This window comes from Streptomyces diastaticus subsp. diastaticus (assembly GCF_011170125.1).
Taxonomy (GTDB): Bacteria; Actinomycetota; Actinomycetes; order Streptomycetales; family Streptomycetaceae; genus Streptomyces; species Streptomyces diastaticus.
The window spans coordinates 755,320-768,392 of sequence record NZ_BLLN01000003.1 but is presented as its reverse complement, the minus strand read 5'-3'; the positions used below and the strand labels follow the sequence as shown (position 1 = coordinate 768,392).

Below are 13,073 nucleotides of genomic sequence, written 5' to 3'. Positions count from 1 at the left end.
CGGGGACGCGCGGCGGGCGGGGTCAGGCGGGCCTGGGCCGTGCCACCAGGCGCCCGCCGTCGGTGGAGACGTCGAGTTCGGTGAGCGGGGCGACGGCGGGTCCTTCGAGCACCTCGCCGGTGGTGACGTCGAACCGGCTGCCGTGGCAGGTGCAGGTGGAGACGGTGCCCTTGATCTTGTGCAGCGGGCACTGCCGGTGGGTGCAGACGGCACTGAACGCCCGGTACTCCCCCTCCTCGGACCGGCTCACGACGACGTGGTGCTCGCGGAAGATCTCCGCCCCGCCCTTCTCGACGGCGTCGGCGGCGCCCAGCTCGACGGGCTCGGCGGGCCCCTCGGCCCGCCCGTCGTCCGGTGCCGCGCAGGCCGCCGCGCCCAGCCCGGCGGCCGGGACGAGGGCCGCGCCCCGCAGGACGGTGCGGCGGGAGAGGGGGTGGGCGGACATGGTGCCTCCGCTGAGGTCCGTGGGCGGCTCGGGATCGCGTCCGACACTAGCCGGGGCCCGCCGCCGCGTCCGCCCCGCCCCCGTCGTCCGCCCGTCGCGGTCCCGCTCCCGGTCAGTACGGGGTGTCGCGGGCGGCGATGAAGTCGTGCAGGCGGCGGGTGTCGGCATCGGTCCAGCCCTCGCGGGGCGCCACCGCGGCCCAGCCGTCCACCGGGCCGGCGCCGTACCGGTGGCCGTGCGGTGCCTGGACGCCGTAGCTGACGGCCATGTCGACGCTGGTCTGCCAGAAGGTGACGAAGGGGAACCAGTTGATCTCGGGGGTGATGTCGGGGCCGAGCGGGTCGTCGAGCCACTCGGGGCGCTTGAGGAGGAGGTCGTAGGACCACCAGACGACGGGGTCGGAGGCGTTCTGGAGGTAGACGACGCGCGGCCCCTCCCAGGGTGCGTCGGGACGGGCCAGGTCCCGGCGGGGGAACTGGGCGAAGCGGAAGTTGCGTCCCTCCTCGTAGAGCGGCCGCCAGACGGGGCTGGCCGGGTCGCGGCGGGCGCGGATCTCCTCCGAGAGCGGCGAGAAGTTCGGCGGCCCGAGCAGCAGGGCCCCGTCGACGTTGTCCAGCAGTTCCCCGGGCCGCTCGTAGGAGGCTTCGACAGCGTACGCGCCGAGGCTCTCGCCGGTGACGACGAGGCGGGGGCGCTCGTCGGGGGGCAGCGCGGCCCAGCGGGCACGGACGGCCTCGACCAGTTCGCGGGTGGCGTGCGCGGCCTTCTCCTTGTCGACGAGGAAGGAGAGCCAGCTCGGCAGGTAGGAGTACTGGAGGGCGACGGTGGCGGTGTTGCCGTCGTGCATGTATTCGAGGGGTTCCACGACGTTGGCGTTGACCCATCCGGTGCCGGTGGTCCCGGCGATGGCGAGGACGTCCCGGTCGAACGCGCCGGTCCGTTCCAGCTCCTTCATGGCCAGGTCGACCTGGGCGGCGACGGGGTCCTCGTCGTAGGCGAAGGCCTCCGGGGCGGCCGAGCCGGCGTAGACGCGGACGGGATCCACGGCGTCCCGCCCGGTCCAGTCGGAGATCTGCTCGCTGGTGAGGACGGAGCCGGCGAAGTTGCGCCCCTGGAAGCCCAGGTCGCGCCAGCGGATGTACGAGCCGGGACCGCCGGAGACCAGGCGCGAGGCCGGCGGCGTGACGCCCTCCTTGGTGCCGCCGTCGGTGGCCTTGGAGATGCGGTCGGCGATGTCGACGACCCCGCGTTCGAAGACGAGGTCCTGGACGCAGAAGAGGACGGCCAGGCTGGAGAGGAGCAGCCCCAGGCCGACCGCGGCGGGCCTCGGCAGCAGCCGCCCGAGCAGCCGGATGAGGCGGCTGGCGCCCAGGCGCACGGCGCGGGCCAGGAGCAGCAGCAGAGCCCAGAGCGCGACGGTGATCAGGGCGATCATCGGCGTGTGCCAGGTGAGCGAGGGCGGCAGTCCCTGGAGGGCGCGCAGCTGGCGCTGCATGTGGGCGCTCTCGGAGATCAGCCAGACCGCGCAGACCGGGCTGAGGAGGAAGTACGCCTGCCAGGCGTGGGCGCGGACGGCCGGGCGGGGCCGGCGGCCGACCAGGAGCCGGAAGAGCCAGCTGACGGTGACGCCCAGGGCGTAGCCGATGGCCGCGTTGAGGCCGCCGATCAGCCCTTGGAGGTACCAGGGCCGGGGCACCAGCGAGGGGGTCAGGGAGAGCCAGAAGAAGACCGTGGCCACGCAGGTGGCGGTCAGGTCGGGCCAGCGGCGGACCAGGTAGGCGGGGCTGGGCCGCTGCCAGTACGGCCGGCGCGCGGCGGCGCCGGCCCGACTGGCCAGGGAGCGGGCGGTACTCCCCATGGCGATCATGATTCTCACATCAGCGGCTGTTCACCCCGCTTCCCGAGGGGCGGCCGGGCAGGCCGCCGCCGCCCCTGCGCCGGTGAGGACGCGGAGGCGGCGGGCGGCGTTGCGCGGTCGGTCCGGGGGCGGGGCCGGGCGGGCGGTTTCCGGTCACCCGGCGGTCACTTGGCGGTGCGCTTCGCCTTCTTCGCAGGGGCCTTGGCGGCCGCTGTCTTCCTGGCGGCGGGCTTCTTGGCCGCGACCGCCTTGCGGGTGGTCCCCGTCTTGCGGGCGCCGCCGGAGCGGGGCGCGGCGGCGGCCTCGCTGATCCGGTCGGCGCCGAGCACGTCCTGGAGGAACTTGCCGGTGTGGCTCGCCGGGACGCCGGCCACTTCCTCGGGGGTGCCCTCGGCCACGACGAGGCCGCCGCCGTTACCGCCCTCGGGACCCATGTCGACGACCCAGTCGGCGGTCTTGACGACGTCGAGGTTGTGCTCGATGACGATGACCGAGTTGCCCTTGTCGACCAGCCCGGACAGGACGGTGATCAGCTTGCTGATGTCCTCGAAGTGCAGGCCGGTGGTGGGCTCGTCCAGGACGTAGACCGTGCGTCCGGTGGAGCGCTTCTGGAGCTCCGCGGCGAGCTTGACGCGCTGCGCCTCGCCGCCGGAGAGGGTGGGCGCGGGCTGTCCGAGGCGGACGTACCCGAGGCCGACCTCGTTGAGCGTGCGCAGGTGGCGGGCGATGGTGGGGACGGCCTCGAAGAAGCCGAGGGCCTCCTCGATGGGCATGTCCAGCACCTCGGCGATGGACTTGCCCTTGTAGTGGACCTCCAGGGTCTCCCGGTTGTAGCGCGCGCCGTGGCAGACCTCGCACGGGACGTACACGTCGGGCAGGAAGTTCATCTCGATCTTGATGGTGCCGTCGCCGTGGCAGTTCTCGCAGCGGCCGCCCTTGACGTTGAAGGAGAAGCGGCCGGGGAGGTACCCGCGGACCTTGGCCTCCATCGTCTCGGCGAAGAGCTTGCGGACGTTGTCGAAGACTCCGGTGTAGGTGGCCGGGTTGGAGCGGGGGGTGCGGCCGATCGGCGACTGGTCGACGTGCACGACCTTGTCGACGAGGTCGTCGCCCTCGACCCGGGTGTGGCGGCCGGGGACGCTCTTGGCGCCGTTCAGCTCGCGGGCCAGGTGGGTGTAGAGGATGTCGTTGACCAGCGTCGACTTGCCGGAGCCGGAGACGCCGGTGACGGCGGTGAGGACGCCGAGCGGGAAGGAGACGTCGATGTCGCGGAGGTTGTTCTCCTTGGCGCCGATCACCGTCAGCTGCCGCGCCGGGTCGACCGGGCGGCGGATCTGCGGCACCGGGATGGAGCGCTTGCCGGCGAGGTACTGGCCGGTGATCGACTCCTTGTTGGCGAGCAGCTCGTCCAGCGAGCCGGAGTGGACGACCTTGCCGCCGTGCTCACCGGCGCCCGGGCCGATGTCCACGATCCAGTCGGCGACCTTGATGGTGTCCTCGTCGTGCTCCACCACGATCAGCGTGTTGCCCATGTCGCGCAGGCGGACCAGGGTCTCGATCAGCCGGTGGTTGTCGCGCTGGTGGAGGCCGATGGAGGGCTCGTCCAGGACGTAGAGCACGCCGACCAGGCCCGAGCCGATCTGGGTGGCCAGCCGGATGCGCTGGGCCTCACCGCCGGAGAGGGAGCCCGCCGGGCGGTTGAGGGAGAGGTAGTCGAGGCCGACGTCGACCAGGAAGCGGAGGCGTTCGTTGACCTCCTTGAGGACGCGCTCGGCGATCTTGAGGTCGCGGCCGGAGAGGGTGAGCTTGTCCAGGAAGTCGGCGCAGTCGGTGATCGACATGGCGGAGACCTCGGCGATGGACTTCCCCATCACCGTGACCGCCAGCACGATCGGCTTGAGCCGGGTGCCCTCACAGGTCGGGCAGGGGACCTCTCGCATGTACCCCTCGAACCGCTCCCGGCTGGAGTCGCTCTCCGCCTCGGAGTGGCGCCGCTTGACGTACGGCACGGCGCCCTCGAAGGCGGTGGTGTAGACCCGCTCGCGGCCGTAGCGGTTGCGGTAGCGGACCTCGATCTGGGTCTTGTGACCCTGGAGCAGGGCCTTCCTCGCGCGCTGCGGGAGCGCGGCGAAGGGCACGTCGGTGCGGAAGTTCAGCGCGTCGGCGAGGGCGCCGACCAGCCGGCCGAAGTACTCCTTGGTGTGCCCGTGCGACCAGGGGTGGATGGCGCCCTCGTCCAGGGACTTGTCCTCGTCCGGGACGATCAGCTCCGGGTCCACCTCCATGCGGGTGCCGATGCCGGTGCAGTCGGGGCAGGCGCCGAAGGGCGAGTTGAAGGAGAAGGAGCGGGGCTCCAGCTCCTCGAAGGAGAGGTCGTCGTACGGGCAGTAGAGGTGCTCGGAGTACATCCGCTCGCGCTCGGGGTCGTCCTCGGGAAGGTCGACGAAGTCGAGCACGACCATGCCGCCGGAGAGGCCGAGGGCGGTCTCCACGGAGTCGGTGAGGCGGCGCTTGGCGCTCTCCTTCACCGTGAGGCGGTCGACGACCACCTCGATGGTGTGCTTCTCCTGCTTCTTCAGCTTCGGCGGGTCGGCGAGCTGGATCGTGGTGCCGTCGACGCGGGCGCGGCTGTACCCCTTGGTCTGGAGGTCGGCGAAGAGGTCGACGAACTCGCCTTTGCGCTCGCGGACCAGCGGCGACAGCACCTGGAAGCGGCTGCCCTCGGGCAGGCCCAGCACCTTGTCCACGATGGCCTGCGGTGACTGGCGGGAGATCGGGCGGGAGCAGACCGGGCAGTGGGGCTTGCCGATCCGGGCGAAGAGCAGGCGGAGGTAGTCGTAGACCTCGGTGATGGTGCCGACCGTGGAGCGCGGGTTGCGCGAGGTGGACTTCTGGTCGATGGAGACCGCGGGCGACAGGCCCTCGATGAAGTCGACGTCGGGCTTGTCCATCTGGCCGAGGAACTGGCGGGCGTACGAGGAGAGGGACTCGACGTACCGCCGCTGGCCCTCGGCGAAGATCGTGTCGAACGCGAGCGAGGACTTGCCCGATCCGGAGAGCCCGGTGAAGACGATGAGGGAGTCACGCGGGAGGTCGAGCGAGACATTCCTCAGATTGTGCTCGCGGGCACCACGGACGATGAGACGGTCGGCCACGCCGGTCCGCACCTTTCTGGAGTGAAGCGGGAGCGGAACCCCCGGGAACAACGTACGGGAGTGCCGCGGCAGCGGTGGAGGGGATGAGCGGTCGGGGGCGGTGGGCTTCGGCCCGAGGGCGGCAGTGGGCCGCCGTCGGGGAACGGCATCCCGGCCACATCCAGGATGCCTCTTCCGGGGACCGAGCGTATAGCACGTACATTCGATTCCCGGGAGGATGGCGCCTCCTTCACCCGAACGAGTGGCCGGACCCCCTGCCGTTAGGGTCGTTCCATGACTGATCCTGTGCGCGATCTCACAACACTGGACGAGGCCACGGCCCGGCTGCTCACCGTCGCGGGCACGCTGGACGACGCGGCACTGGCCGAGCCCTCGCGGTTGCCCGGCTGGACCCGGGGCCACCTCCTCAGCCATCTCGCCCGCAACGCCGACGCCCTGCTCAACGTCGTGGCGGGCCGCCCCATGTACGCCAGCGCCGAGGCCCGTGACGCCGACATCGAGGCGGGCGCGGGCCGGCCCGCCGAGACCCTCGCCGAGGACGTGCGGCTCAGCGCCGCCCGGCTGGCCACCGCCCTGTCGGAGGTCACCGACTGGGAGGCCGTGGTGGAGCTGCGCAACGGCGTCACCGACCGGCTCGCCCGTGTCCCCTTCCGGCGGCTGGTCGAGGTGGAGCTGCACCAGGTCGACCTCGGCGCGGGGCGCGAGCTGGAGGACCTCTCGCCGGAGTTCACCGACGCGGAGAACGCCTTCCTCGCCGACCGCTTCACCGGCCACCCGGACGTGCCGCCGCTGCTGCTGCGCCCGGCCGGTTCCCCCGCCCTCACCAGTGGCCGCGCCCCGGCGCCCGGCGAGGAGCCGCTGACCGTCACCGGCGCCCCCGCCGATCTGCTCGGCTGGCTCGCCGGGCGCCGGGCACCCGCCGGCCTGAGGACCGACGGCGGCCCGCTGCCCGCGCTGCCGCCGCTGTGAGGGCGGCGGAGCCCGGGCCGGCGGCCGGCGCGTCGATAGGGTGACGGCCATGACGTACAGCGGAGCGGTGAAGGTCGGCGGACCCGCCGACGTGCACGAACTGACCGACCTGATGATCTCCAAGGTGGCCGTGGGCGCCATGGACAACAACGCCTATCTGCTGCGCTGCCGGGCCACCGGCGAGCAGCTCCTGATCGACGCGGCCGCCGAGCCGCAGACCCTGCTGCGGCTGATCGGCCGGGACTCCGTCGCCTCCGTCGTCACCACCCACCGCCACGGCGACCACTGGCAGGCGCTGGCGGAGGTGGTGGCCGCCACCGGCGCCCGGACGCAGGCCGGGCGGTACGACGCCGAGGGCATCCCGGTCCCCACCGACGTGCTGCTGGACGACGGCGACACGGTGCGGGTCGGCCGGGTCGAGCTGACCGTGCGCCACCTGGTCGGCCACACCCCGGGGTCGGTCGCCCTGGTCTACGACGACCCGCACGGCCACCCGCACCTCTTCACCGGGGACTGCCTCTTCCCCGGCGGTCCTGGCAGGACAACACTTCCGGAGGAGTTCGACTCCTTGATGGGCGACCTGGAGACCAAGCTGTTCGGCGTCCTGCCGGATGAAACCTGGGTATACCCCGGTCACGGCAACGACACCACCCTCGGCGTCGAGCGTCCTCACCTCGCGGAGTGGCGCGCCCGCGGCTGGTGAGCAGGCGGAACGCTGCTGGCTCAACCGTCAGCGGGCGGCGGGCCCCGCTGGTGGTAATGCATAGAGAAGGGCCCGCGGCCGACCGTAGTGGTCGCGGGCCCTTGGCGTAGGGAATGGGTCGGTCAGGAAGCGTCAGGGAGTGGTGCGGTCAGCCACTTGGGGCCCTTCTGGGGGCCGAAGGCGGTGACATGACCGCACGGCCACGGGTCCCACCGGTGCCTGGGCGGGGCGTCCCGCACCTCGGGGATGCAGCCGGTGGTGCTGATCAGGGTCTCGGCGTCGGCCTGGTGGCCGGGGCACACGTAGATGACCCCGTGCATGGTGCCGAGTGAACCGGGGCCAGGGGTCATCGCCTCAGCAATCAGGGACGCGCCCGCGCTGCACTCCCACCCGGTGTGTCCGTCTGCCGATGCCTTCCCCGGGTTGGCGCGCAGCTCCTCGGCGTAGCGGCGGGTGGACTCCTTCACCGGCTCCGTGTCGTCCTGGTGCCGCTCCTCGACACGGGCCGCGGCCGGGGCCGGCGCCTCGTCGTCCCACTCGACCAGGGCGAGCACAGCCGCGTACGCGTCGGCGTCCAGCCCGAACGGGCGGCGCCCCTCGGCCTCGTTCCGCTGCCAGAGGTTCCGCTGCCCCTGCGCCCAGGTGCGCAGCAGCTCCCGGGCCTCGCCGGTCTCGACGTTCAGCGCGGCGGCCACCTCGCGCCAGGACGCCCCCAGCAGCAGCGCCTCGTGGACCCGGGTGCCGCGTCCGTGCTCGACGTCCCGGCGGATGGACTCCCGCAGGGCGAGCACGGCCAGGGCGTCACCGGCCGTCCCGCGCTCCACCTCGTACGGGAACGTGTCGGGCAGCGCGTTGTTCATCAGCCGGTCCGCGTGGTCGGTCAGCTTGGCCACCTGCCACGCCAGCGGCGTCACGGCCGGCACCTGGCCCGGCTCCCGGACCTCCAGCGCGTTCCAGCGGGCGTGTTCCTCGGTCGTCATCTCGGTCTCCTCCTGGTGATGTGGTGGTGAGTGGCCGGGCCCGCAAGTCAGGAACCCGCGAGGGACGTGTGCAAGCGCAGACGCAGCGCGCCCACGGTCAGGGCCTCCTGGGCGAGGGGCGCGGCGAGCAGCAACGCGGCAAGGACGCCGTGCGGCTTCACCAGGACGGCCAGGAAGCCCGCCGCGTACACGAGGTGCGCCACGATCAGCAGCGCGTCCACGGCCCCCGTACGGGCCCTGAGGTGTACGGAGTGCTCCCGCAGCGCGACCAGGACGCCGAGGGGCGCCACGGGGGCCAGGCACAGGGTCACGGTCAGGACGACGGCCGCCGGTGCGGCCATGCCGTGCGCGGTGCGCAGCGCGGTCCACAGGGCCGGGGCGACCGGCAGCCACGACACGGCGACCACGGCCGCACAGAGGGCCACCACGGCGGTGACCCGGCCCGGGGCGACGGCGGTGAACGGCTTGGGCATGTGCTCCTCCTGGTGGTGAGCGGTCGGGCGGCCGGTCACAGGCCGATCCCGACCAGCGGACTGTTCTTCACGCGGTCCACGTCGGCCATGTACCGGGCCAGGACGCGGGAGCCGTCCGCCCACCCGCCCTGACGGCTGATCTCCAGCGGGTCGTGCCCGGCCGCGCGGGCGGCGGTGGCGAACCCTCTGCGCAGGGAGTGACCGGACCAGGCGCCGGCGAGTCCGGCGGCCACGGCCAGGCGCTCCACGACGTCGGCGGCGGCCTCGGCGGTGAGCCGCCCGGCAGGGTCCCCTATCGGCCGCCCGTGCCGGGTCAGGGGCGGGGCGAGGCGGTCCCACCGGTCCACGCGCAGGAACACCGGCCCCTCGGTACGTCCGGCGGCTGTCAGGGCCTCCAGGTACGCGCGCAGGGCCCGCACGGGGCACGTGGCCGGGTCCGTGCCGTACAGGAGCGCCGTGGTTGTGTGCTTGCGGACCTTCCCCCGGTACAGGTGGACGTCCCAGCCGTGCTCTGCCTCGACCACGTCCACGCGGTTCGCGGCCACCAGCTCGGAGACGCGGGCGGCCGTGGCGAAGCCGACCAGGACCAGGGCGGCGTTCCGCTTCCCGGCGAGGGTGGCCCGGTCCACCCCGGCGAGCATCGCGCGGAGCTGCTGCGGCTGGGCGGGGGTCGCCTGGCGGGCGGTCGCGGCCGGGTCGCTGCTGCGGGCAAGGCGGTCCTTGTAGGCGTTGAGCACCGCGCGGGCCCCGCGCATGGACGGCCGCGGCTTGCCCTCGTCCTCGTGCCACGTGGTCACGGCCGACATGGCGCGCTCGATCGTGGACGGCGCGGCTGGCCTTCCCGTGCGCGGCCGGGGCGTGACGGTCAGATGCCTGACGTACTCGGCCATGGTCTCGGCCGTCGCCGGAAGCGGTGTGCGGTCCTCCTCGGCGCACCAGGCGGTGAACGCCTCGCGGTCCGCGCCGTACGCCCGGCGGGTCGAGTCCGGCACCGAGGCGGCGATAGCGGCCACCGTCCCGGGGGACAGGTGCCGGTCCTTCCCGGTGCGCACCAGCTCCGTCCCGGCCGGTCCGTCGTCCTCGACCAGCTCCGCGTCCAGGACCTCGTCCAGCGGAACGGCCAACTGACGGGCGGATTCGCCCATGTGGTCCTCCCTCAACTCTGGCTCTTGAGAAGGAACATTATCAAGAGCCAGAGTGCGACATGCGCGAAACGGGACGACAGGCACGAAGTTCGGGGCCGCCCCTACGCGTCTGCTTCGTCGTCGGTGTCGGCGAGGCGCAGCAGCTCCTCCAGCGGCACGATGCCGCTACGGTCCGAATCCCGGTCGTGCGTCGGCAGCAGGACGCGCGCCTGCTGGTCGAGGAGCCGCACGGCGGTGGCGGCGGCCCGAGCGTCTCCGCCGATGGCTCGGGGCCAGACGGCGGCCAGCAGCTGCTCGGTGCGGGCAAAGACGATCGCCCGGCCCTCAGCGCGGTTCGGCATGGGCTGGTCGAGGCACGCCTGGTGGTCGGGGAGCGGCCGCGGGTCCTCGCACCCGGGGCAGCGGTCGCGCTCCAGGCGCTCCAGGCGGGTGGGAATGCTGGCGGTCACGGTCGGTTCTCTCCCACGTCGGTGCCGGTCACGGCGGCGATCTGCTCGGGGACGATGCGGGCGGCCCACCCGGGCCACTCGCGGGTGATGTGGTCGGCAAGGTCTGGCCGGCCCTCGGTGCGAAGGAGCGAGGTCGTCTCGTCGCGGAGCGCGTCCAGGGATCGCGTGATGACCGCGGCGAGCTGGTCGCCACGCCGCTCGGTCAGCCACACGGACAGGTCATCGATGCGGGGCTCCAGGCGCTCCAGGCGCTGGAGGTGGCGGCGGGTCACGGGGTCTCCTCGGGGGTGGTGTCGCGGGTCAGGCACGGGTCGCACGCCCGGATCAGAACCTCTAGGCGGTCGGAGCGGGCGGCGGTGAGGCCGGGGCGGGCGTACGCGTCGCAGAACAGGCACCACGGGGTGGTGAGCAAGTCCCCGATGTGGGCCGCGCCGCACGCCACGCACCAGGCGCCGGCCTCGGGGGCCAGGGTGGTGCAGAACCGGGCGCCGGGGTGGCCACAGGTCCCGGCAGCGCGGGCCTGGTCGGCGGCGTGGGCGGCCCGGTGACGGACGGCCACGCCGAGGCGGACGGTAGAGGCGCGTTCATCCACGGCGGCCCGCCTGGTGGCGGCGTGCGGCGTCGAGCAGCTCGGCCGCCGTGGTGCGCGGGGTCAGCCACTCCTCGGCCTCGACGGCGAACGCCTCGGCAGCCGCGGTCCGGTGTGGGTCGGAGAACGAGGCCCACCAGGCGGAGGCGGTCACGGTGGCGAGCGTCGCCAGCTCGTCGGCGACGTGCGCCAGCTCGTGCGCGATGACGCGGGCCGTGCGGTGCGGGGTCCCGCACACCTCCGGGTCGACGGCCACGGACGCCCACACCGCGCCGCCGTCTCCGCCCTGGAACCGGGTGTGCCCGCCGTGGCCGAGGGCGGGGCCCTGGTCGACGCGCAGCGACAGGAGCGGCCCCGCGGAGACCAGGGCGGCGGCGAGGCGGGTCCAGCCGCGGGCGTCCGGCAGGCGGGGGTGGACGTGGCACCAGCGCCACGACCCGGACGCGACGAACCGCAGGCTGCTGGCCGGGGCGAGCGGGGGCCGGCGGGCTGCTTCCTCGGCCTCACGCTGTGCCCGGACCGCGCCGACGTTGAGGACCCGGTGGCGCGGATTTGGTTCGTCCAACTTGGACGAACCAACCGGATGTGCGCGCCGGCGGGCCTCGGTGAGGTCGAGGGTGCGGCCGGGCGGGATCTGCACGGGCGGTGTCCAGTCGGGGTCGAGGGCGGACAGGGCGCGGGCGTGCGCCACGACGTCGGAGTAGGTCATCGGGGGGCGTTCCTCTCGGGGGGTGTGAGTAGGGCGGCCAGGCGGCCGGTGGTGAGTGCGTCGGTGAAGGCGTCGGGGTCGCGGTGCTCCCACTCGGCCAGGAGGTCGAGGACCTCGGCGCCGAGTGCGGCCGCGCGGGCGCGGCGCTGCTCCAGTCGTCCGACGCGGGTGTGCAGGCGGTGGGTCACCGGTGGGCCTCGTCTCGGGCGTCGGCTGCGGCCTCGAGGGCGGCCAGGCGCTCCTCCAGCTCGGCGTGGGCGGAAATCGTGGGGAGGGTGGAGAGGACGCCGAGGGCGGCCCGGACGCGGACCGATACGGGCACGTCCTCGTCGGTCATCGCCCGGCCGAGGACGGACACGGCAGTGCGGGCCACGGTTTCCAGGGTCCGGACGGTCTCGGAGAGGGCGGCGCGCCGGAACTCGGCCACCTGCTCCGCGAACTCAGGGTCTGCCTGCCATCGGCGGATGGTGCGGCCGGTCACGCCGACGTCGCGGCCTACCCGGTCGGTGGGCATCCCCCGGGCGAGGAGCAGCGCGGCGCGCGATTTCCTGTCCAGGACATCGCCGGTCATCCGCGGACACCCCCAAGGGGGGCCGGAGGCGGGCCGGGGAGGGGCGCCAGTACAGGCATGGTGCGGAACCTCTGTGCTCGGTGATCGCCCGGCCCTCAACCAGTCGGCGTACTGCGATCCCCGAGGCGGCCCACAACCAGCCCTCGGGTGGTGCGTGTCAGGCGGTCGGGGTTCCCTGGCCGTTCCCGCCTCGCTCCAGTTCGGAGGCGTGGATGCGCAGGGTCCGGCCGTCCGGCCCGAGGCGCTTGACGCGCATCTTGGGGTCGGCTGCTGCCCACCGGTAAACGGTGCGCGGGTTGACCTGGAAGTGCGCGGCGACCTGTGCGGCGGTCAGCCATTCCTCGGCGGGGGCGGCGGTGTTCACGGCGGCGCTCCGTCCCGGCGCGACGTCCGCGCCATTGGTGTCAAGGGCGGAGGAGTGTGCCACATTCGGCCGGGTGGTGGGTGAACGCAGAAAGGCCCCGGTCGCGCCCTGTTGGAAGGGGCGGCCGGGGCCTTGGTGAAGGGGCGTTCAGCGGGTGCGGTGGGTGTCTCCGGTGCGGGCGATGACGCCTCGGGTGGTGCGCTGGTCGTAGGCGGTGTTTTGTACGAGGGTCGGGCCGGTGTGGTGATGGTGGACCTCGCTCGGGGGGAGCGCGGCCGCGCCGTCCCGTACGGCGCGGCCGATCATGCGGGCGGCGATGCCGAGGGCGCCGGCCAGGCCGACCGGGGCGGCGGCGGCGAGTGCGAGGACGGCCGGGTTGACGCTGGAGAGCTGCCAGAGGACGAGTGCGGCACCGCCGCCGAGGGGGAGCGAGGCGACGCCGGCGGACAGCGTCATGACGCTGATGTCCGTGGCGCGCTGCGACATGGGGGCGCGGGCTCCGGGCTGCGGCACGGGCGCGGCTCCTGTCGGTGTCGGCGGGGTGGTGTCGCGGTAGCGGGTGACGGCCGGGACGTCGTCGGTGTACGCCTCGGCGATGAGGCGGGCGGCCTCCTGGTCGTGCTGCTCCTGGTGCTGCATGGCGTCGGGCCCTTCGGGGTGCGC

At 73.5% G+C, this 13,073-nt stretch carries 16 protein-coding genes; 2 read left to right on the top strand and 14 right to left on the bottom strand.

Going from position 1 to position 13,073, the window contains the following annotated elements:
• Positions 1–22 precede the first annotated feature (22 nt).
• The 3 genes from Sdia_RS11850 to uvrA all read right to left on the bottom strand — a co-directional run bounded on the left by Sdia_RS11850 (position 23) and on the right by uvrA (position 5,458).
• Positions 23–445 (bottom strand): Rieske (2Fe-2S) protein, encoded by a 423-nt coding sequence (locus Sdia_RS11850; protein ID WP_100453184.1) that lies wholly within the window; start codon positions 443–445, stop codon positions 23–25.
• 112 nt (positions 446–557) lie between these two features.
• Positions 558–2,312: an alpha/beta hydrolase gene (locus tag Sdia_RS11845; RefSeq protein ID WP_100453183.1), complete on the bottom strand. Its 1,755-nt coding sequence runs from the start codon at positions 2,310–2,312 to the stop codon at positions 558–560.
• Between the two features lie 155 nt (positions 2,313–2,467).
• Positions 2,468–5,458 carry an excinuclease ABC subunit UvrA gene (gene uvrA / locus Sdia_RS11840; RefSeq protein ID WP_189401105.1) on the bottom strand — a complete coding sequence of 997 codons (2,991 nt, stop codon included), beginning with the start codon at positions 5,456–5,458 and terminating at the stop codon, positions 2,468–2,470.
• A 273-nt stretch (positions 5,459–5,731) separates the two neighbouring features.
• Between uvrA and Sdia_RS11835 the strand changes: the two genes are divergently transcribed.
• Positions 5,732–6,427, top strand: a complete 696-nt coding sequence (locus Sdia_RS11835) for a maleylpyruvate isomerase family mycothiol-dependent enzyme (RefSeq protein ID WP_100453181.1) — start codon at positions 5,732–5,734, stop codon at positions 6,425–6,427.
• 49 nt (positions 6,428–6,476) lie between these two features.
• A complete protein-coding gene (locus tag Sdia_RS11830; RefSeq protein ID WP_189500012.1) occupies positions 6,477–7,130 on the top strand; it encodes an MBL fold metallo-hydrolase in 654 nt (217 codons plus the stop codon).
• A gap of 122 nt (positions 7,131–7,252) precedes the next feature.
• On the opposite strand, the gene Sdia_RS11825 is transcribed toward Sdia_RS11830, so the two are convergent.
• The 11 genes from Sdia_RS11825 to Sdia_RS11775 all read right to left on the bottom strand — a co-directional run bounded on the left by Sdia_RS11825 (position 7,253) and on the right by Sdia_RS11775 (position 13,049).
• Complete coding sequence (locus Sdia_RS11825; protein ID WP_189500011.1) at positions 7,253–8,110, bottom strand: hypothetical protein; 858 nt, start codon at positions 8,108–8,110, stop codon at positions 7,253–7,255.
• Positions 8,111–8,157: 47 nt separating this feature from the next.
• Positions 8,158–8,583, bottom strand: coding sequence for a hypothetical protein (locus Sdia_RS11820; protein ID WP_189500010.1), 426 nt, complete (start codon positions 8,581–8,583; stop codon positions 8,158–8,160).
• Positions 8,584–8,618: 35 nt separating this feature from the next.
• Positions 8,619–9,728: a tyrosine-type recombinase/integrase gene (locus tag Sdia_RS11815; protein ID WP_189500009.1), complete on the bottom strand. Its 1,110-nt coding sequence runs from the start codon at positions 9,726–9,728 to the stop codon at positions 8,619–8,621.
• 101 nt (positions 9,729–9,829) lie between these two features.
• Entirely contained in the window at positions 9,830–10,177 is a 348-nt protein-coding gene (locus tag Sdia_RS11810) for a hypothetical protein (RefSeq protein WP_189500008.1), read from the bottom strand.
• Positions 10,174–10,449: a hypothetical protein gene (locus Sdia_RS11805; RefSeq protein ID WP_189500007.1), complete on the bottom strand. Its 276-nt coding sequence runs from the start codon at positions 10,447–10,449 to the stop codon at positions 10,174–10,176. The genes Sdia_RS11810 and Sdia_RS11805 overlap by 4 nt, the downstream gene beginning before the upstream one ends.
• Positions 10,446–10,736, bottom strand: coding sequence for a hypothetical protein (locus Sdia_RS11800; protein WP_189500006.1), 291 nt, complete (start codon positions 10,734–10,736; stop codon positions 10,446–10,448). Before Sdia_RS11800 ends, Sdia_RS11805 begins: the two co-directional genes overlap by 4 nt.
• Before the next feature lie 25 nt (positions 10,737–10,761).
• Positions 10,762–11,475, bottom strand: a complete 714-nt coding sequence (locus Sdia_RS11795; RefSeq protein WP_189500005.1) for a hypothetical protein — start codon at positions 11,473–11,475, stop codon at positions 10,762–10,764.
• Positions 11,472–11,663: a hypothetical protein gene (locus tag Sdia_RS11790; RefSeq protein ID WP_189500004.1), complete on the bottom strand. Its 192-nt coding sequence runs from the start codon at positions 11,661–11,663 to the stop codon at positions 11,472–11,474. The genes Sdia_RS11795 and Sdia_RS11790 overlap by 4 nt, the downstream gene beginning before the upstream one ends.
• Positions 11,660–12,046: a helix-turn-helix domain-containing protein gene (locus Sdia_RS11785; protein ID WP_189500003.1), complete on the bottom strand. Its 387-nt coding sequence runs from the start codon at positions 12,044–12,046 to the stop codon at positions 11,660–11,662. Before Sdia_RS11785 ends, Sdia_RS11790 begins: the two co-directional genes overlap by 4 nt.
• A 157-nt stretch (positions 12,047–12,203) precedes the next feature.
• Positions 12,204–12,410: a helix-turn-helix domain-containing protein gene (locus tag Sdia_RS11780; protein ID WP_189500002.1), complete on the bottom strand. Its 207-nt coding sequence runs from the start codon at positions 12,408–12,410 to the stop codon at positions 12,204–12,206.
• Positions 12,411–12,557: 147 nt separating this feature from the next.
• Positions 12,558–13,049 carry a hypothetical protein gene (locus tag Sdia_RS11775; protein ID WP_117350441.1) on the bottom strand — a complete coding sequence of 164 codons (492 nt, stop codon included), beginning with the start codon at positions 13,047–13,049 and terminating at the stop codon, positions 12,558–12,560.
• Positions 13,050–13,073: the final 24 nt, after the last annotated feature.